This is a genomic window from Luteolibacter rhizosphaerae (assembly GCF_025950095.1).
In the GTDB taxonomy this organism is placed as follows: domain Bacteria; phylum Verrucomicrobiota; class Verrucomicrobiia; order Verrucomicrobiales; family Akkermansiaceae; genus Haloferula; species Haloferula rhizosphaerae.
The window spans coordinates 97340-115939 of record NZ_JAPDDR010000011.1; the positions used below are offsets into that span (position 1 = coordinate 97340).

At 64.1% G+C, this 18600-nt stretch carries 17 protein-coding genes; 8 read left to right on the forward strand and 9 right to left on the reverse strand.

Going from position 1 to position 18600, the window contains the following annotated elements; translation table 11 throughout:
• Positions 1–41: 41 nt before the first annotated feature.
• On the reverse strand, positions 42–1049 hold the full coding sequence (locus OJ996_RS20205; protein ID WP_264515485.1) for a 2-hydroxyacid dehydrogenase: 1008 nt from the start codon (positions 1047–1049) through the stop codon (positions 42–44).
• 95 nt (positions 1050–1144) lie between these two features.
• Between OJ996_RS20205 and OJ996_RS20210 the strand changes: the two genes are divergently transcribed.
• Positions 1145–2779, forward strand: a complete 1635-nt coding sequence (locus OJ996_RS20210) for an endo-1,4-beta-xylanase (RefSeq protein WP_264515486.1) — start codon at positions 1145–1147, stop codon at positions 2777–2779.
• Between the two features lie 152 nt (positions 2780–2931).
• Positions 2932–3726 carry a hypothetical protein gene (locus OJ996_RS20215; RefSeq protein WP_264515487.1) on the forward strand — a complete coding sequence of 265 codons (795 nt, stop codon included), beginning with the start codon at positions 2932–2934 and terminating at the stop codon, positions 3724–3726.
• Here OJ996_RS20215 and OJ996_RS20220 read toward each other — a convergent pair.
• The 4 genes from OJ996_RS20220 to OJ996_RS20235 form a co-directional block, all read right to left on the reverse strand.
• A complete protein-coding gene (locus OJ996_RS20220; RefSeq protein ID WP_264515488.1) occupies positions 3705–4355 on the reverse strand; it encodes a YdcF family protein in 651 nt (216 codons plus the stop codon). The two genes, OJ996_RS20215 and OJ996_RS20220, sit on opposite strands and share 22 nt — an antisense overlap.
• Positions 4356–4421: 66 nt before the next feature.
• Positions 4422–4799 carry a hypothetical protein gene (locus OJ996_RS20225; protein WP_264515489.1) on the reverse strand — a complete coding sequence of 126 codons (378 nt, stop codon included), beginning with the start codon at positions 4797–4799 and terminating at the stop codon, positions 4422–4424.
• 145 nt (positions 4800–4944) lie between these two features.
• Positions 4945–6126 (reverse strand): 1-deoxy-D-xylulose-5-phosphate reductoisomerase, encoded by a 1182-nt coding sequence (locus tag OJ996_RS20230; protein ID WP_264515490.1) that lies wholly within the window; start codon positions 6124–6126, stop codon positions 4945–4947.
• Entirely contained in the window at positions 6111–7106 is a 996-nt protein-coding gene (locus tag OJ996_RS20235) for a phosphatidate cytidylyltransferase (RefSeq protein WP_264515491.1), read from the reverse strand. The genes OJ996_RS20230 and OJ996_RS20235 overlap by 16 nt, the downstream gene beginning before the upstream one ends.
• A 142-nt stretch (positions 7107–7248) precedes the next feature.
• Between OJ996_RS20235 and OJ996_RS20240 the strand changes: the two genes are divergently transcribed.
• The 4 genes from OJ996_RS20240 to OJ996_RS20255 all read left to right on the forward strand — a co-directional run bounded on the left by OJ996_RS20240 (position 7249) and on the right by OJ996_RS20255 (position 11488).
• On the forward strand, positions 7249–7782 hold the full coding sequence (locus OJ996_RS20240) for an EF-hand domain-containing protein (RefSeq protein ID WP_264515492.1): 534 nt from the start codon (positions 7249–7251) through the stop codon (positions 7780–7782).
• A 370-nt stretch (positions 7783–8152) separates the two neighbouring features.
• Positions 8153–9031 (forward strand): tyrosine recombinase, encoded by an 879-nt coding sequence (locus tag OJ996_RS20245; RefSeq protein WP_264515493.1) that lies wholly within the window; start codon positions 8153–8155, stop codon positions 9029–9031.
• Between the two features lie 85 nt (positions 9032–9116).
• Complete coding sequence (locus OJ996_RS20250) at positions 9117–10394, forward strand: hypothetical protein (protein WP_264515494.1); 1278 nt, start codon at positions 9117–9119, stop codon at positions 10392–10394.
• Positions 10391–11488, forward strand: a complete 1098-nt coding sequence (locus tag OJ996_RS20255; RefSeq protein WP_264515495.1) for a hypothetical protein — start codon at positions 10391–10393, stop codon at positions 11486–11488. The genes OJ996_RS20250 and OJ996_RS20255 overlap by 4 nt, the downstream gene beginning before the upstream one ends.
• 15 nt (positions 11489–11503) lie before the next feature.
• Here OJ996_RS20255 and OJ996_RS20260 read toward each other — a convergent pair whose 3' ends face one another.
• Positions 11504–11977 (reverse strand): hypothetical protein, encoded by a 474-nt coding sequence (locus OJ996_RS20260; RefSeq protein ID WP_264515496.1) that lies wholly within the window; start codon positions 11975–11977, stop codon positions 11504–11506.
• Between the two features lie 278 nt (positions 11978–12255).
• Positions 12256–13296 (reverse strand): glycosyltransferase family protein, encoded by a 1041-nt coding sequence (locus OJ996_RS20265; protein WP_264515497.1) that lies wholly within the window; start codon positions 13294–13296, stop codon positions 12256–12258.
• A gap of 108 nt (positions 13297–13404) precedes the next feature.
• On the opposite strand from OJ996_RS20265, the gene OJ996_RS20270 reads away from it, so the two are divergent.
• Positions 13405–14436, forward strand: coding sequence for a glycosyltransferase (locus OJ996_RS20270; RefSeq protein ID WP_264515498.1), 1032 nt, complete (start codon positions 13405–13407; stop codon positions 14434–14436).
• Between the two features lie 186 nt (positions 14437–14622).
• Positions 14623–15069: an IS200/IS605 family transposase gene (gene tnpA / locus OJ996_RS20275; RefSeq protein WP_264515499.1), complete on the forward strand. Its 447-nt coding sequence runs from the start codon at positions 14623–14625 to the stop codon at positions 15067–15069.
• A gap of 122 nt (positions 15070–15191) precedes the next feature.
• Here tnpA and galK read toward each other — a convergent pair whose 3' ends face one another.
• Together galK and OJ996_RS20285 are read right to left on the reverse strand one after the other, a co-directional pair.
• Complete coding sequence (galK, locus tag OJ996_RS20280; protein ID WP_264515500.1) at positions 15192–16370, reverse strand: galactokinase; 1179 nt, start codon at positions 16368–16370, stop codon at positions 15192–15194.
• A gap of 109 nt (positions 16371–16479) precedes the next feature.
• Positions 16480–18474 carry a sodium:solute symporter family transporter gene (locus OJ996_RS20285; protein WP_425605571.1) on the reverse strand — a complete coding sequence of 665 codons (1995 nt, stop codon included), beginning with the start codon at positions 18472–18474 and terminating at the stop codon, positions 16480–16482.
• Between the last annotated feature and the right edge of the window lie 126 nt (positions 18475–18600).

Sequence of the window (18600 nt, forward strand, 5' to 3'; positions counted from 1 at the left end):
GGAGCAAAGCCCCGGGAAGCCTGCGATCGCACCGAGCAGCTCTAAGCTAGCGTCCTTTCCTTCACCGCTTCCTCGCCGCGCGCGAAGCGCGAGATGCTATCCAGCGTGATACCCGCGATCGCCGACAGCGCCTCCTCCGTGAGGAATGCTTGGTGCGAGGTGATCAGCACGTTCGGGAAAGTCAGCAGGCGCGAGAGCACGTCATCCTGCAGTGCCGCGCCGGAGTGATCCTCGAAGAAGACGCCCTCTTCCTCCTCATACACGTCCAGCGCCACGCCGCCGAGCTGCCCGCTCTTCAGCGCGGCGATGACGGCGGCGCTATCCACCAGCTTGCCGCGGCTGGTATTCACCAGATAGGCGCCCGGCTTCATCCGCGCGATCGATTCCGGCCCGATGAGATGGAAAGTTTCCGGCGTGAGCGGCAGGTGCAGGCTCACCACCTCGCTCGCGCCCAGCAATTCATCCAGAGTCACGTAGCGCACGCCGAAGTCGCTGGCCCATTCCTCGGAGGGATAGGGATCGTAGGCACACACATCGCAGCCGAAGCCACGGAAGATCTGCGCCGCCGCACGACCGATCTTGCCGGTGCCGACGATCCCGACGGTCCTGCCATGCAGGTCGAAGCCGACCAGACCGCCGAGCGAGAAGTTCAGCTCGCGCACCCGGTTGAAGGCGCGGTGGATCTTGCGGTTCAGGGTCATCAACAGGGCCACCGCATGCTCGGCGACGGCATGCGGCGAATAAGCCGGGACCCGCACGACGCCGAGTCCCAACTCCTTCGCCGCAGCGAGGTCCACGTTGTTGAAGCCCGCACAGCGCAGGGCGATCAGCTTCACCCCGCCATCCGCGAGCACCTGCAGGCACTCGCGATCCAGCCGGTCATTCACGAACACGCAGACCACCCGCGCCCCTGCGGCAGATGACGCATTGCTCGCCGCGAGACGGAACTCATGGAAGTGCAGCTCGGCTCCTGCCTGCTCCGCCGCGCGGCTGAAGTATTCGCGGTCATAGGGCTTCGTATCGTAGAAAGCGACGGTGACGACATCCATGGACCTAGCATGCGGACCCGGATGAGATGTCACAAGGATTCGCATTCCATGATCGCGGATTCAGAATCCATGCGGCATCTTCTGCGGCAATCATGATGCGCTCGCTACTTCTCGCGCTGGCCCTGAGCTCATCCGCACTGGCAGAGGATAGTCCTTGGGGCATCGCGCTGGGCGCGGAGTGGTCGGGCGATTACCCGAAGTTCAATCCCCTGCTGCAGGAGGCGGGAGTGACTTGGGTCCGCTACTTCCCGGAGTGGCACTCCATGCAGCCGGAGCCGGGCAAGTGGTCCTTCGAGCGCGCCGATGCCTTTCTCGCCTCCGCCACCGCGCACAAGATCCGCATCGCGGGCGGCTTCTGGTATGCCGCGCCCTGGTCCACCACCGATGGCGGGACCCGCCGCGTGCCGCTGAAGGACATGCAGCACTGGCGGGACTACGTGAAAGGCATGGTCACCCGCTACGGCAAGGAGGTGCAGTGGTGGGAGGTCTGGAACGAATTCAACGGCAGCTTCTCCGAAGGCGGCACGCCCGCGATCTATGCCGAGCTGACGCGCGAGGCCTACAAGACGGCGAAGGCCATCAACCCGGAGGTGAAGATCGGCTTGAGTGTCGCGAACTTCGATATCGGTTTCCTCGATGCCACCATCAAGGCCGGGGCCGCGGATCACTTCGACTACGTCTGCGTCCACCCCTACGAGAATCTCGGAGCCCTCGCGAATGGCGGGGAACGCGGCTATCTCAGCCTGGCCGCCAGTCTGCGCCAGATGCTAAAAGCGAATGGCCAGAAGGAGGACACACCGCTCTGGATCACCGAGTTCGGCGTGCAGTCGAACATCGCTCCGGACGAGAAGGCGGACGCGAGGCAGGCGGAGATCTTCACGAGGGGCTACGTGCTCTCGCTGGCACAGGGCTTCGACAAGATCTTCTGGTTCGAGGCCCGCGGCCCCGCGTATGGCAAGGGCACCGACCACGGCATCCTGCGCGAGGATTGGAGCAAGCGCCCGGTCTACGACGCCTATCGTACCTTGACCGCGGAGCTGGGAGTCGAGCCACGCTACCTCGGCTGGCTGGATCTGGGAGGCGCCTTCGGCTTCGTGTTCGCGAAAGGGCAGGAGCACCGCCTCGTCGCTTGGGCGAATGAGGAGAAGGCAGTGAAGCTCGGGGGCAAGGAAGTCCCATTAGGCCGGAAGCCGGTCTTCGTCGCCGATCTTCCTACGGAGACGATCGCTTTGGCCAAGGCCAATGCCGCCAAGCCCTTCCCTTGGGGCAAGGACTACGCCAGCGTGAAAAGCGTGAGCTGCCAACTCGGTGCGACCAACCGCGACGAAGGCATCACCCAGACGAGCCCGGAGACCACCAGCGTGGTGCACGGACTCGACCACAGCTACCGCCGCGCGGATGTCGCGAAGGGCGGCGAATCTCTCTACGCCTACTTCCGGGTTGATCCCACCTTCGTGCCCTTCGGCACCAAGGAGCTGGAAGTCACCGTCGTGGCCAAGCGCCTGCCCGGCGGCGGGAACGCGGGAATGAATCTCACCTACGAATCGCTCAGCGGCTACAAGGGCGCGGGCGAATGGTGGTCCATCCCGGAAGGCGAGGGATGGCAGGAGCACATCTGGAAGCTGGGCGATGCCAACTTCGCCGGGGGTTGGGGCTGGAACTTCCGCACCGATGCCGCCGGATCAGGAGCCGACTTCTTCATCCGCGAAGTGCGGGTGAAGAAACCCTAGCACCGGGGAAAATTCCTAGCTCCATGATCTGGCCCTGCATTCTCCGGTGCTGAGAATGCCATAGCCCGGCGCGCTTGGGAAGCCCGCTGATTTCCGTCACTCCCTCATCCTCAGATTGCCATACCCCCCACCGCTTGCTATACGCCGCACCGATGCCTGCGTCCTCCCCCTGCCGGATCCGCGCCTGCCCGAACTGCGGGGCAGTGCCGGAGGCATTCCACGATCACCTCTGGAAGGATCCTCTCGGCGAGGCTGGCAACACCGGCGAGCTCTGCCCGGCCTGTGGTGCATGGTACGATGAAAACCGTACTTCCTGGCAGGATTTCGTCACGCGCCCCCGCACCTACCGCCGCCTGCGCCTGATCGCCCGCGTGCTGGCAGGCACGGGCATGATCCTCGGCGGCTGCGCCCTGCTCGCCTCCATGCTCTTCGACGAGATTCCCCTGCCCGGCTGGCCTTTCGCGGCGGTAATCACGACGATCTCCCTGCTCTACCTATTGGTCAGCAGGAAGAAGAGAAAGCGCGTCGCCCGCGTCCGGAAATCCTTCACGAGGTCGGTCGCCGTGCCCGCCTCTCCGCCGGAGCGAAGCGTACTGCCCCCAGCCAAAGCCGGTCCGGCTCCCCCGCCTACACCCGCCGTCCGACCTCAGAAGGAAACAGGCCCGGAGCCTTCACTCGAAACCCTCGCTCGCGCCTGGCTGGATCGTGATCTCTCCGGCATCCCCGGCATCGAAGTATCGGCCCGGCGCACCTGCCGCTGGCAGCCGATGCGGGCCGGGGAGGCGGAGCGGAAGTTCGGCACGCCCGTGCTCGTCTCCGCCGACGAACGCCGCGTCTACACCAGCAGCGGCAGCGGCGGCAGGATCCTGCTCACCCTGCTGGAGCGGGACGGCACCGAGCACACCGCACGCGTCATCCGGACCGTTCAGCGCAACTGCGACACATAGCCCGCCTTCACCAGCCGCTCGTAGGCGGCCATCGCTTCCGGAGGGACCGGCTGTTCGCTGGCGAATCCCATCGCGGGATATTCCAGGACGCGCTGGAAATCCCCCGTCACCGCGGAGATCACCAGATCCGGCGGCAGCGTCTCGCTGCAATAGTCGGCAAACTCCATGTCCGGCGAGGCCGCGATGCAGGACAGCTCCGGCCACTGCACTTCCAGCGCCGCGTGCGTGCGGCGTTCCATGTAGGGCTTTTGTACGACGATCGCCGTACGTGGCAGCAAGCCGTGGGATTCCAGCAGCTCCCGGCTGAAGCGGATGTTCTCCCCGGTATTCGAGGCCATCTCCTCCAGAATGATCCGGCCCTCCGGCACCCCCGCCTCGCGCGCGATCTTCCCCATCGCCGCCGCCTCGGTGTCGGCCCAGGCCTGGGTCATCCGCCCGCGCCCGCCGGAGAAAAGGATCCGCGGCGCATAGCCCTCATGCCACAGCTCCGCCGCATGCGCTGCCACCCGCAGATCGCTGCTGCCGAAGACGAGGATGATATCCGCCGGCTCCAGCACGTGGTTCATCCGGTGGTAGTCCCACAAGGTCTCTACGGCGGCCCGGATCTCCGGGGCGAGTGCATCGGTCATGGCGGCAGGATGGCCTGCCACCATGCGTAGCGGAAGCACTTCGTGCTTCCGGCGGGGTCGCTCTCCTTAGTTCCGGTTCAGGCGCAGCAGCCCGGTCGGCGGAGGCTCGGCGCGCTGCGCCCCTTCGCATTCCGGCGTGATCGGCGGCAACACGGCCAACTCGATCACGATCCGCGATCCATTCGGAAGCAGGTCGAAGCAATCCAAGCTGCACACGTCCTCCGCGCTACCGCCACCGGCGGTACTGCCGACGTGATCCATGAATTCCATCGCCGCCGCCACCAGCTTGCGCTTCAGGTCGACGAGTTGCGGGTCCTCCTCCACCTCCACGGTGCGATAGGCGGACGAGATCGCCTCCGTGACCGCCGGATTAGGTCGGTCCGAAGAAGGAAAGCGTGATTGACCGAGGGACGAGGGCATAGCCGCGGGGGTTTTTCGGTTCATGACATTCACTGGAAAAAGCGACGCCGGAGAAATGAGCGGTGTTACAATCTTGTCCGCAATTTACCGCCACAGGAAAAGCTGAAAACGCCTCTCAGCGTTTTTTCGTAAACCGAGTTGGGATTTCGACGTTAGCGCGCCGCACCTTTCACGCGCACTGCTCCGCGGCCACACGGCGCGCCCATGCATCCGCCGCGATCACGCTTTCCAGCGAGTCCGCCGCCGCCACTTCGTGGCGCTGCATGGTTTCTCCCACCACCCGCCAGATATCCGGGAAGCCGATGCGGCCCGCGACGAAGGCATCCACCGCGATCTCGTTCGCGGCATTCAGTACCGCAGGCAGCGTACCTCCCTTCAGCCCGGCCTCGCGGGCCAGATCCAGCGCCGGGAAGTCCGCATGCCGCGGCTCCTCGAAGTCCAGCTTCGCGAGCTTGGCGAAGTCCAGCGGCTTCAAGCCCCCCGCCACGCGGTCCGGCCAGGTGAGCGCATACTGGATGGGGAAGCACATGTCGGTCGTGCTCAACTGCGCCAGCACCGAGCCATCCACGAACTCGACCATCGAATGAACGATGCTCTGCGGATGCACCACCACGTCCACACGCTCCATGCCGATATCGAAGAGCCAGCGCGCCTCGATCATCTCAAGCCCCTTGTTGAAGAGCGTGGCGGAATCGATCGTGATCTTGCGGCCCATTTCCCAGGTGGGATGCTTGAGCGCCTGCGCCAGGGTCACCCCGGCGAGTTGATCCGCGGGCAGGCAGCGGAAAGGCCCGCCGGAAGCCGTGAGGATCAGGCGCGAGACTTCCTTCTCGCCGCCGCGATGACCGTCGAGGCACTGGAAGATCGCGTTGTGCTCGCTATCCACCGGCAGGAGCTTCACGCCCTTGCGCCGTGCGGCGGCGGTCACGATCTCGCCCGCCATTACCAGAATCTCCTTCGAGGCCACGGCGAGGTCCTTGCCCGCCTCGATCGCGGCGAGCGCCGGGTGCAGGCCCGCCGTGCCGATGATGGCGACCAGCACCATCTCCGCATCCGCCAGCGTGGCCAGCTCCACCAGACCCTCCGGCCCGGGATAGATCGTCACATCCGCAGGAATCAGCGCGCGCAGTTCCTCCACACGGGAGGCTTCGTGCAGTGCCACGTGCTTCACGCCGGTGGCATGCACCTGCTTGGCCAGCGACTCGACGCTGCCATTCGCCGCCAGACCGATCAGCTCGATCCGCTCCGGCAGCAGGCGCGCCACTTCCAGCGTCGAGCAGCCGATCGATCCGGTCGATCCCAGCAGCACCACTTTCTTGCGCCGTGGCGCTTCCTTCAGACCGGCATCCATTTGAGATAGAAATACAGGACCGGCGCGGTGAAGCAGAGGCTATCGATCAGATCGAGGCCACCGCCGATGCCCGGGAGCATCTGGCCGGAATCCTTCACACTGAGACTGCGCTTCACGATGCTCTCCGCCAGATCTCCCACCACCGCCAGCAGGCAGAGCACGATGCTCAGCACGATGACATGCGGCCAGCCGCCCAGCACGTGCAGACCGGTGGCGAAGCTCGGCATGTCCTCCTTGCACAGCGCATACAGGCCGCAACCGGCGAGCAGCGCGAAGAAGATCGCCCCGCCGAAGCCCTGCCAGGTCTTCCCCGGGCTCACGTGCGGGATCATCTTATGCTTCCCGATCATCGAGCCCACGATGTAGGCGCCCATGTCGGAGAACTTCGTCACCGCGATCATCCACAGCAGCAGCATCGCGCCCGGGACTTGGCCGGGGCCCGGTGTGAGGAAGACGAGTTTCGCCGCGAAGTTGAAGAGAAACGGGATATAGATGAAACCGAGGACGTTACTGGCGACCGCCTGCAGGGGCTCAAGACCTCGGATCGGATGACGGAGCTGCAGGGTGAAGGCGCCGGCGATGGCTGCAAAGATCGACAGACCGTCGATCCAGTCAGGCAGGTAAACCACGCTTTTCAGGACGGTAGTGACCGCGCCGACCCCGGGCTCTACCAATTCAGAAGCTTCGGCAATCGGGGGGACTTGATAGCCCGGGATCGGCACCAGAGTCCAATATAAGACGGCTGAATAAACCACCGTCAGCAGCATGCCGTAGCGCGGGAAACACTTCACCCCGCCTGTCTTCAGCATCTGGAAGTACTCCCGGCTGGAGATCAGCGTGAGGAGGCCCACCAGCCCGACATAAGCCCAGGCCTGCCGGCTCCAGAGGGCTCCACCCACCACCGCCCAGAGCCCCAGGGTGCTCGCGCTGCGCCGTAGGAAGGTGGTTTTCTTTGAGTTATCGGGCGCGGGGTTCGGCATCCGCGCGAATCCAAGACGGCGGCGCGCCCCAGCGCAATTTCATTCCGCCGCGCAACCTTCCCCGAACCCGTGTGTTTTCCCTCCCAACAACGGATTGGCCACCCGTCGGACCCTAGAATCAATCCAACAACCGATTAGACCGATGAAGAAGAACATCACTTGGATCGCGCTCGCCCTCGCCGTTTCCGGCACCGCCCTGACCCATGCCCAGGAAGACGGCGGACGCCCGAACCGCGGCGGCCAACGCCAGATCCCGGAAGCCGTGCTCAAGGAATTCGACAAGGACGGCGACGGCAAGCTCAACGACGACGAGCGCAAGGCGCTGCAGGAAGCCCGCCGTGCCCGCGAGGAAGAAGCCCGCAAGAAGGAGCTCGAGGAATTCGACAAGGACAAGGACGGCAAGCTCAACGAAGAAGAGCAGAAGGCCGCCAACGAAGCCCGCGAAGCCAAGCGCAAGGCGATCGTCGAAAAGTATGACGCGGACAAGGACGGCCGCCTCAACCGCGAAGAGATCCAAGCTGCCGTGAAGGCCGGCGAGGAACTCCGCTTCCTCCGCCCCGGTGGCCCGCGTGAAGGCGGTCGCCGCGGTGGCGAGGGCGGCCCGCGTCGCCAGCGCGACCAGCAAGGCGAGAAGAAGGACGAGGCCAAGCCGGCCGAAGACAAGCCCGGCAACTGAGCCGATCCGGATTTACCGGCTTTTCTCAGGCACACATTCCCCTAAAGCCCGGAGGCACCCGCCCCCGGGCTTTTTCTTTGCCCCTCCCCGAGATTCCCTTCCCGCCATTGATACCCCCCTTCGCGGCACAGCCGCTGTGGAGTGCGGCGGGCATCGCCGCTTTTGGGGTTGATGCCGGTGGGAACAGCCCGTGAGGAGATCCCGCGGACGTCTTCTCTCACCGGATACCCCATCACTCTCATCACCACGCCCCGACCCGCGAACCCGTCCAAAAGCGGCGATCCCCGCCGCACTCCGAAAGAGCCTCCGGCTCCAAAGGCATCACGCTCCGGTCTAGCCAGCACGGTAAGAAAAGGGCAAGACTCCCCGCGTGGAGCAGGAAGCGGACGACTTCATCCTTTATCTCGCGACGGAGCGCGGGCTGTCTCCGGCCTATCAGCTTTCCGTGCGTCAGACCTTGGATGCCTTCGCCGCTTGGCTGCGCAAGAAGCCGCTGACCGATGTCGGCACGGACGAACTCACCACCTTCCTCGGCACGCGGAAGGATGCCGGGCTCGCGGCCTCTTCGCTGCGCATCACCACCGTCCACCTGAAGGTCTTCTTCCGCTGGCTCGCCGCGCGCGGCAAGCTGCCGATGGATCCCGCCGAGCCCCTGCTCTCCCCGCGCCCGGAGAAGACCCTGCCGGAAACACTCCACGGCAGGCAGGTGGCACAGATGCTCGACTCGATCGATACCACGCAGTTCCTCGGCAAGCGTGATCGCGCCATGCTGGAGCTCTTCTACGCCTCCGGCCTGCGCCTCTCCGAGCTCTGCACCGCGCGGCTGGAGAATCTCGATCGCGACGAGCACTTCATCCGCGTGACCGGCAAGGGCAACAAGACCCGCATTGTCCCCGTGGGCCGCACCGCGGAGGAGATGCTCGACCAGTATCTGGCCAGCGAGCGCAAGGAGCTGGTGAATAAGAAAAGCAGCTCGCACATCTTCCTCAGCGTACGCGGCGGCAAGCTCTCGCCGGACCGCGTGCGGCAGGTGGTGAAGGAACGCGCGGCGATGGCCGGGATCGACCAGAACGTCTATCCGCACCTGCTGCGGCATTCCTTCGCCACCCACTTGTTAGAAGGCGGGGCCGACCTCCGCGTGATCCAGGAGCTGCTCGGCCATGCGGACATCGCCACCACCCAGATCTACACCCACGTGGACAGCGCGCGGCTGAAGGCGGTGCACAAGAAATTCCACCCGCGGGGCTGAGGGAAGGCCTTCACCGGAATTTCACGATCGGTCATCCTGCCTGCCTTGACTGTCATCCGCGGCCTGATCGGATGAGCTGAGATCGATGAAACCCGCTTCCCTTATCCTCCGATATATCTTCCCCGCCCTCGCGGGAGTAGCGGTGGGAAGCCTGCTGGTGCCCGGAAGCCCGTCCAGCGAGGACAGGGCCGCCGCCAGCAAGGCGAGCGCCCGCGGAGATCGGGAGGCCGCCCTCCCTCCCCTAGCAGATGATTTCCACACGATCGAATTGGCCGCCCTCGGCGGGAGAACCACGGAAGCGAAACGCAAGGTGGCCGAGCTGCTGGAAGAGGGCGCGACCGATCAGGACATTGTCACATGGCTCACGCCGATCCTGCTCTCCGACCCGGGCTGGATGGAGCACTTCGTCTCGATGGTCCCGGATGGCCTGCGTCCCTTGCTCGTCCGGGAAGCGATGAAAGAGCTCTCGGATCATCACCTCGATGCACCCTGGGAAGTGCTGAAACATTCGCCCTCGGTCATGGCGATGACTCGCCCTCCCGGTGGAGGGCTAGGGCAATTCCTCACCTATGGGGCCTATCAATCGCCCCACGCCGCGGCCTTCCTTCTCGATCCTGCCAACGGCTACACCGCTCAAGAAATCCGCCAAGCCCTGCAGTCCGCCCGGTACAACCCGGCCAATGCACGGACCATGCTGGAGGCGTGGAAAAGCGGGCGCCTTCCCGCCGGATTCGAGAAGGATATCCTGCCTTCCGCATGGCTCAGCCTGAAGCATCAGGCCCCGGACACCGCGGAAGCCCTGATGAAGAATCTGAGCCCGGACCAAGAAGCATGGTTCGCAATCCGCCAGCAGGATAGCGCGGACTCGTCACGCTACAGCGAGCAACTGAAACACCCGGAATCCACGCGACTGGAAGATTTCTCGGAGACTCATATCGCCTCTTACATCTTGGAATTGGAAGAAAGCGGCCGGCGCGTTTCCTTGGAACAGCTCGGCCGCTTGCCGGAGAATCTCCGCAAGCAGGCTGCGAAGGATTATCTCCGCTACACCTACCCTTACCACAGCGAGGGCGTGATGGAAGATCTCCGGACCCTGCCCTCGCTCGGCTTTAGCGAGAAGGAGCAACTCCAGATCCTCGAGCGCGGCATCGACGGCGAGTGGAGCGATAGCGGGAACTTCGCGAACGCCATCGAACTGGCGGGGATGATTCCCGATGCCGGGAAGCGCGAGGAGAAGCGCCGGGCGCTGCTGGAAGATCTGGCCAAGTATGATCCGGAGGCAGCACTGGAATATGCCGCGACGCTTCCCGACGGGGAAGACCGCAGCCGCCTGGAACAACAAGCCCGCGAGAACCAGCGATGAAGCCCTCCAACCTGATCAGCCCCGTCGCCGTCTTCGCTGCGGCCCTGATGATCACGGCATCGCTCTCGTCCTATCGGTTCGGCGCACCGCTTCTAACAGGATCCCGGAAGCAGACCAGTGTTGCTGTTCACGCCGGAAGCAAGCGCGACTCCGCGGAAAGCATCCGCACCCTGCTCCGGGCAGGCGACATCGCGGGCGCACGGCGCTTGATGGAAGAGCTGGCCGGGCGCGATCCCGTGGCATTCTTCCAGGTGCTCGCGAAGCTCCCCCTCATCAAGGAATTCGATTCTGCCGTGACCACCGCCGCCGGCAAGCTGACTTGGGACGATCCCGAGGCCATCAAAACCCTCGAGCTCACCGCCTGCCCGCACTGGCGACACCTCGCATGGGATTCCTACACCGCCGCCCAAATCGGCAGGGTGCCTGATGAGGAGATCCTTCGCGTCGCGGACGAGGCGAACTGCTTCGCCTCACTCCAAGAGATCCGCACGCTACTGGAACGGGCCGCGAAGGAACGACCGCTGGAGTTCGCCCACGCGCTGAAGGGCATGGAGACGAGCGGGATCCGCTCACAGTTCCTGGTGGAGGTTGCTTTGAAAAACCCGGAGCTCACCGATGAGATCTTTGCGCTGGTCTTCGCGGAACCCACCGACGCATCCACGCGCTTCGAGATGATGCAGTACGGCATGCGCGGGAAACCGAGCGCCGAAAACCTGATCGCCATGCTGAACAAGTCGGCCCCGAACGGGGTCTTCTCCCACAATCTCGCACCGATCGCCTTGTCGAGCGCTTGCCAGAACTCCAGCCCGGAAATGCGGGAGCAGTACTACGCAGAGATCGAGCAACTACCGCCGCTCGCCCGCAACCGCATGATCGAGGCCATCCGCTACGGATCCAGCGAGTGGAAGCAATCGCCCGAAGAATTCTGCCGTGCCCTCGCCATCTCCAGCTCCCGCTCCAGCCAGATGGACATCCTGCGGGACTGGATCAAGGGTGCGAAGCATCTGGAGGGAGACACTTGGATCGATGGCCTGCCCGGCGAGGATCTGAAAGCCGCAGCGCGGAAGCTGATGGCGGAGAAAGCGCAGGAGTGAGATCGAGCCGGTAACTCAAGGGTCATCCAGACCCTCGAGCTCGCGGATCGCCGTGCCTCGCGAAGCCTCGTCCCGGTATTCGATGATGACTTGGTCCACCGCCAGGTGATCCACGTCATGCTGGCGGAGTGCGAATAAGGCCTCTTGCACCCTGACTTCGAGGATCTGCAAGCGCTTCTCGAGTTCGGCGAACTTCGCGGTCGTCTTACCGCTCGCGCGATTCTCATCCATCGCGGCGAGGGACTCGGAGAAGACCACCTTGCGTTGCTCCAGCAGTTCGCGGAAGGCGCCGAGCGCAGCCTCGTGATCCGCTCCCTCCAGCGCCTTCTCAAGCTGTCGCAAGCCGCTGCCGCCGGATGAGGGAAGATCAGCCCTCGGCTCGGTCGTCTTCCGATCCTGACTCGCCGTGGATGCCTCCTGAGGCGATGCCGATGGCGAGGAATCATCGCAGGACAGCAAGGCCAGGCACATGAGGACGAGCACTCTCATTCGTTCACCTCCCATGAAAGCAGCATTCACCCCGTAGGTAAAGCTCGCGCAATCCACCGGTCAGCCCCCTTTGGCGGCGCAGCCGCTATGGAGTGCGCGCGAGCATCGCCGCTTTGGGGTTGATGTCGGATGGACATTCACGTGAGGAGATCCCGGAAGCACATCCCCCTACCCGGAGACTTCATCACTCTCCACACCAGCCCCCCACCCGAGGATCCGCTCAAAAGCGGCGATCCTCGCCGCACTCCACAGCGGCTATGCCGCCAAAAGGATCACGCTCACACCGCATACACCGTCCCCTCGCCGCCTACCCAAGGTGCTTTCCGCCAACCCTCATCCCGCAACGTGAGATCCACGATGAACCGCGCCACCTCCGTGCCGCTGTAGTCGCGGTGATTCCTCTCCCAGCCTTTCCTTGCGACCGCGATCCGCTCGGCATCCTGCGACGAGAAGTACCGTACTTTCTCCGCGAGGTCCTCCACCCCGTCGAAATAGACCAGCTCGTCCTCCGCATACAACCCTTCCAATCCGGCGCCGCGCGGGGTGAGCGTGAGGATGCCATTCCCCATCAGCTCCGCGATGCGGGAGGACGAATAGAGCGCCACATCCGTGCGGCGGGAAAGGTTCAGCGCCATCTTCGAGCGGCGGATGATCTGCTCCTTCTCCCAGCCGAAGATCCCCGGCTGATCGAGACAGCCATAGTAGCCGATGTGGAGTTCCGGCAGCGCTTGCTTCAGCTCCAACAGGAAGGCCCGGCGTCCCGGCTCGCCCTTGTCCCGACCGAAAAACAGCAGGTCGTGCTGCAACTCATCCGCCGGCGTCTCGAAGGCGCGGTGACACTCGATCCCCGCATCCACCGCGCTCGGGATGAAGCCCGCCGCGCAGGTGGCCGTGGCGAGTCCCTCCAGCAAGGATCCGCCGGTCGAACAGAAAAGCGCATCCAGCACCTCCAGCCGGTCGCGCAGGTGGCGGATCTCCTCCTCATCCCAGAGCGGGTCCACATACCACAGGCCGATCCGGATCTGCGGCAAGATCCGGCGGATCTCCCGCAGCGTCTCCGCCGTGATGTACTGCGCGTGCCCGAGGATCAGCAGGTCCGGGTGGACGTTCTTGCAGGTCTCGATCAGCGCCTTGTTCGCCCGACCCTTGCCGAAGGTCTTGCTCTTCGTCGGCGAGAGCATCCGCGCCCGGTCGTTGATCGAGAAGGGATACACGAAGTGCCCCAGCCGGATCAGGCCGTGGTGGATCTTCTGATCCTGGTTCCACAGGTGCGCGCCATCCTTGTCGAGCTGGAGGTTCGCGGCGTGGACGATGCGCATGGCGAAATTCCAAACTCGAAACTTCAAATTCCAAGTCTCAAATCCCCGGCCGGACATTTCCCGCATTTGGAGTTTGGAATTTAGAGTTTGGAATTTGAACCTCCCGTCGTGATCAAGGTCTGTCACGTCCTCGCCAGTGTCGGTGAAAAGGGCGGCTTAGAGAAAAACGTCATCGAGCTCGCCAACCGGCAGGCCGCGCTGGGTCATGCCGTGAGCGCGGTGGCGGACCCCACCATGCGCGAGCACTTCGCGCCGGAGGTGAATTTCACCCCGCATGCGATGGGCGGCGGACGGCTGAATCCCTTCAACCTGCTTGCCCTGCGCGCCAAGATCCTTTCAGCCAAGCCGCAGATCGTCCACGCCCATGCGAACAAGGCCGGGGGCATGGTCCGCTCGCTGCGCCGCTTCCTACCCGGGATCAAGCGGGTGGCCACGGTGCAGAACATCAAGAGCAGCAGCCGCCCCTTCCGCGACTACGATGCGGTCATCACCGCCTCCGCGCAGGTGAAGGATTCGCTCGGAGGCATCCCGGCGACGGTGATCTGGAACTCGATCGCTCCCCCGCCCCCGGGCACCAAGGAAGCGGCTCTCGCGACCAAGCCGCCCTTCCTCGGCCAAGGCGAACCCGTCTTCAGCACCGTCGGTCGACTGGTTCCGGCGAAGGGTATGGACCTTCTGTTAGAGGCGATGGCCCAGGTCCCCGGCTTCAAGCTCTGGCTCATCGGCGAAGGCCTCCAGCGGCCCCTGCTGGAAGAGCTGATCGCCAAGCACGCCCTTGCCGAACGCGTCTGGATGGCCGGGCATCGCGACGATGCGGTGGGCCTGATGGGTTGCTCGGATCTGTTCATCGTCGCCTCCCGCAATGAAGGCGGCCCCTACACGCTGGCCGAAGCCCTGCACATGCGCGTGCCGAGCATCGCCACCAAGGTCGGCTTCTCCCCCGAGTTCCTGCCGGCGGAAGCACTGATGGAAACGCACTCCGTGCCGGAACTCGTGCGCGGCCTGAAGCTCGCCCTCGCCGACCTGCCCGGCCTCAGGCAAAGGCTCGAGCCCTCTTTCGAGCTCATGTCCCGCGAGGTCACCTTGGAAGCGATGACCGACAAGATTCTCGGCGTTTACCGACTTGTTTTGGGGCAGTAAGCCCTGCCTTAAAAGCCCCGGCAGGGGCGGCAGACATTAGCCGGTGGCGTGAGCCACCGGAACAGCACGGGCAAGGCATGAAGTCCCGGCAGGGACGACACGGAGTCCATCGGAGTTGGCCCACGCATCACCCCGGGATGAGTTGACCCCGGCACTCGCGACTCTCTATCTCTATTTGCCGACTTCATGCCCTCCACCCATCTCTCACTTCACTTCCACGTGGTCTTCAGCACCAAGGACCGCATGCCTCAAATCTCCTCCGAGTGGCGGGAGAAACTCCATTCCTATATCGGCGGCGTGGTGAAGAATGCCGGAGCAATCCCCGAGGCTATCGGCGGCGTGGCCGATCACGTGCATCTTCTTCTCGGGCTCCCTGCGACACTCGCGTTGGCGGATATCATCCGCACCATCAAAGCGAACCTCTCGAAATGGATCCACGAAGAGATCGGTTTGGAGAAGTTCGCATGGCAGGAGGGATACGGTGCGTTCACCGTAAGCCCGGGCAATCGCGAGGCGGTCTCAAATTATATCGGGAATCAGGAAGAACATCATCGCACCCGCGGCTTTCAGGAAGAGTATTTGGAGTTCCTGAGGAAGGCCAAGGTGGGGTATGACGAACGCTTTCTCTGGTGAACTCCGTGCCGTCCCTGCCGGGACTCAGGAACCACCTCCTTCGATTCCGGTGGCTCACGCAACCGGCTAATATCTGCCGCCCCTGCCGGGGCTTGGACGTCCCTCTCCGGGACAATGAGGCCCTAGACCAGATGCGCCCCTTGCGCCGGACGTGACGCCAATATCTGCGGCTTGATGCCGGTGGCTTCCTCGTACTTCGCGGCCATGGTGGCGGCGATGTCGGAGGCGTGGCGGGATTCGCAGAGGGTCACGGTCGAGCCGCCGAAGCCGCCGCCGGTCATGCGCGCGCCGATCACGCCGCCGCTGCGACCGATCGCACGGGCGATCTCCACCATCAGATCAAGCTCCTTGCAGGAGACTTCGAAATCATCGCGCAGGGAGTCATGGCTGGCGGCCATCAAGGGACCGAGCGCTTCGTAATCGTTCTTCGAGAGAGCTTCCGCGGCGGCAACCGTGCGGGCGATCTCGCCGACGACGTGACGTGAGCGGCGGTTCACCGGATCGCCGAGCTGATCCCAGATCGCTTCGACATCGCCGGGGTTCACGTCGCGCCAGGACTTCTTGCCGAGCGCGGCCAGGCCGTCCTCGGTGTTCTTGCGGCGGGCGGCGTAGCCACCGTCGGAGAGTTCGTGGTGCACCATCGTGTTCGCGATCAGCACCGTGAGATCCGGATTCTCGAAGGGCACCAGCTCCGGCTCGCCCGTCATGCAGTCGATCAGGATCAGGCGGTTCGGCTTGCCGAAGGCGGAGGCGAATTGATCCATGATGCCGCAGGGCACGCCGGCGTAGTCATGCTCCGCCTTCTGGCACAGCAGCGCCTTCTCCTTCGTGTCGAGCACGGTATCGAGCAGGCCTTCCAGCAGGGTGGCCACGCAGCACTCCAGCGCCGCGGAGGAAGAGAGACCGGCACCGCGCGGCAGGGAAGAAAGCACGTAGGCATCGAAGCCCGGCAGGTGATGGCCGCGGTCCTGAAAACCCTGGAACACCCCGCGGATGTAGTTCGCCCACTTCGGCTCGGTGACTTGCTGCGGCACGTTCAATGGCAGCACCGCCGGCTCGCCACCGAGGGCGGTCACGACGCGGGCCTCGTTCGTTCCATTCAGGCTCGCGGCGATCACGATGTAGCGGTCGATCGCGAAAGGCATCACGAAGCCATCGCAGTAGTCGATGTGCTCGCCGATCAGGTTCACACGGCCGGGTGCCGCGGCGGTCACCGTGGCGTCGGTGCCGAAGTGTTCCTTCAGGCCGGCGGCGGCGTCGGCAGCAAGGTCGGAAAGCGAGGTGGCGATATCGATGGACATGGAAGCAGTGGGCAGATGCCCCGGGCCGGAAAGAAGTTCGCCGGAGCGCCCGAATGATGGGCGGTCCGGCGAAAATGGCAAAGCGTGATTGAGTCTGCGGGTAAGCTCCTTACCAGAAGATCACGTAGAGCAGGATGGTGGCGACGATGACGATTCCGCCCCAAACCTTCGCGGTTTTGGAGGATTCCAGCTGGATCAGGTCCGTCACCGGCAGTTTCACCGGCTCGCGCAGCGGATTCGCCAGCGTGAGGATGAAGCCGAGAACCACCACCGTCAGGAAGCAGAGGCCCATACGATCCACGTAGGACACGCTTGGTGCGAACCAGAGACCGTTATCCGCCAGCGCAGGCCCGATCCACTGCTTGATGGCGTAGTAAAGGACGGCATTCGTGAGGATACCCACCCAGCCGAAGTAGCGCGGGGTGCGCGGCGAGAGGAAACCGAAAAGGAAGACCGCCAGCACGCCCGGGCTGATGAAGCCCTGGAACTCCTGGATGAAGGTGAAGATGCCGCCGAACTTCGGATCGCCGAGCTGCGGCGCGATCAGGCAGGAGATCAGCACGAAGAGCAGGGTGAAGAACTGGCCCGCATACACGGTGGCCTTGTCGCTCATGTCCTTCTTCACCAGGTGGGTCAGGTCCATGGTCGCGATGGTGGCCGCGGAGTTCAGCATGGAAGCGAGCGAGGACACCACCGCACCGAAGATCGCAGCCAGCACGAACCAGGTCAGACCCGGGCGCATCAGGTTCCGCATCAGCGTCGGGAAGGCGGCATCGTAGTCGTAGCCGATCAGCTTGGTACCGGTCGGGATCAGCTTGGCTTGGGCGGCGGCCAGAGTGCCTTCGTTCAGAGCCAGCAGCTCCTTGGCACCGGCTCCGGCAGGGATATCGGTCGGAGCATCGGCCACGGCCGCATTGTGGGTGATGACCGCGGCGGCCTGTGCCGGGTCCGCAGCGGCGAAGTTCTCCGTGAAGGGATAGACCTTGTTGTTGGTGGAGCCCACCTCGGCCATCGTGGTGGCGTTCTTCTTCACCGCCTCGGCGCGCAGATCCTTGCTATAGAGGTTGAAGCAAAGCATTCCCGGGATCACCACCAGGAAAGGGATGATCAGCTTGAGCCCCGCGGCGAAGACGATGCCCTTCTGACCCTCCGCCAACGACTTCGATCCCAGCGTGCGCTGGACGATGTACTGGTTCAGGCCCCAGTAGAAACAGACCGGCACCCAGATGCCGAGCAGTAGCACGGTCCACGGCAATTCGGGGTCCTTGATCGGGCGCACCATGTGCAGCTTGCCGCCCGCCATGTTTTCTCCCTCGCGTGCTTCGCCTTCCCCGTTCTTCCCTTCATTGAGCAGCGTGAAGCGCTCCCAGGCACTGGCATTTTGCAGATCTTCCACCGTGGCGCTGGAGTTCGAGACCTTGGTGCCGATCAGTTCGTTCGGGTCGGCGCTTTTCAGGGCACCGAAGGCAAGCGACATCACGACGGCGCCGCCCACGATCAGACCAGCACCCCAGATCAGGTCGGTCCAGGCGCAGGCTTTCAGGCCGCCCACCAGCACGTATACGGCGGCGGAGATGCCGATGATCCAGCAGCCGATGGTGATGTCACCGAGATCGGCGCCCATCATCATGCGGCCTTGGAAGAAGACCGAGATCACCTTCGCACCGGAGTAGATCACGGAAGCGGTGGGCACGCCCACCAGGATGATCAGGGTGGCCACCGCCATCACGATCCGCGAGAAGAGCCCGTAGCGATACTCCAGGAACTCCGGGATGGTGTAGATGCCGCAGCGCAGCAGCTTCGGTAGGAAGACGAAGGCCACCAGCACCAACGCGATCGAGGACAACCACTCCCAGGAAGACACCGCCAGGCCCAGCCAGTTCGCGGCCTGACCCGACATGCCCACGAATTGCTCGGTAGAGATGTTTGCCGCGATCAGCGAGAAGCCGACCAGCCACCAGGTGAGGCCGCGACCGGCGAGGAAGTAGCCAGCGGCACCGCCCGACTCCGCGGCATCCGCGGATTCCTTCCGCCCCTGCCAGATGCCGAAGGCGATCACGCCGACGACGGCAACGAGGAAGAGGACCAGGTCCAAGGTGCCCATCTTACCGGCCTCCAGGCTGGTCTGGGCGAGCAGTGATAGCTGCGGGATCATTTGATATGAGGAATGGGTTTGCTAGGCGAAAAGAATTCTCGATACGAAAGCGGGGCTACCTTTCATGCGCGAAAT

Bases quoted from the DNA above. Each gene is read 5' to 3' on its own strand.
- OJ996_RS20205 (WP_264515485.1), bottom strand. From the start codon at position 1,049: ATGGATGTCGTCACCGTCGCTTTCTACGATACGAAGCCCTATGACCGC.
- OJ996_RS20210 (WP_264515486.1), top strand. From the start codon at position 1,145: ATGCGCTCGCTACTTCTCGCGCTGGCCCTGAGCTCATCCGCACTGGCA.
- OJ996_RS20215 (WP_264515487.1), top strand. From the start codon at position 2,932: ATGCCTGCGTCCTCCCCCTGCCGGATCCGCGCCTGCCCGAACTGCGGG.
- OJ996_RS20220 (WP_264515488.1), bottom strand. From the start codon at position 4,355: ATGACCGATGCACTCGCCCCGGAGATCCGGGCCGCCGTAGAGACCTTG.
- OJ996_RS20225 (WP_264515489.1), bottom strand. From the start codon at position 4,799: ATGAACCGAAAAACCCCCGCGGCTATGCCCTCGTCCCTCGGTCAATCA.
- OJ996_RS20230 (WP_264515490.1), bottom strand. From the start codon at position 6,126: ATGGATGCCGGTCTGAAGGAAGCGCCACGGCGCAAGAAAGTGGTGCTG.
- OJ996_RS20235 (WP_264515491.1), bottom strand. From the start codon at position 7,106: ATGCCGAACCCCGCGCCCGATAACTCAAAGAAAACCACCTTCCTACGG.
- OJ996_RS20240 (WP_264515492.1), top strand. From the start codon at position 7,249: ATGAAGAAGAACATCACTTGGATCGCGCTCGCCCTCGCCGTTTCCGGC.
- OJ996_RS20250 (WP_264515494.1), top strand. From the start codon at position 9,117: ATGAAACCCGCTTCCCTTATCCTCCGATATATCTTCCCCGCCCTCGCG.
- OJ996_RS20255 (WP_264515495.1), top strand. From the start codon at position 10,391: ATGAAGCCCTCCAACCTGATCAGCCCCGTCGCCGTCTTCGCTGCGGCC.
- OJ996_RS20260 (WP_264515496.1), bottom strand. From the start codon at position 11,977: ATGAGAGTGCTCGTCCTCATGTGCCTGGCCTTGCTGTCCTGCGATGAT.
- OJ996_RS20265 (WP_264515497.1), bottom strand. From the start codon at position 13,296: ATGCGCATCGTCCACGCCGCGAACCTCCAGCTCGACAAGGATGGCGCG.
- tnpA (WP_264515499.1), top strand. From the start codon at position 14,623: ATGCCCTCCACCCATCTCTCACTTCACTTCCACGTGGTCTTCAGCACC.
- galK (WP_264515500.1), bottom strand. From the start codon at position 16,370: ATGTCCATCGATATCGCCACCTCGCTTTCCGACCTTGCTGCCGACGCC.
- OJ996_RS20285 (WP_425605571.1), bottom strand. From the start codon at position 18,474: ATGGGCACCTTGGACCTGGTCCTCTTCCTCGTTGCCGTCGTCGGCGTG.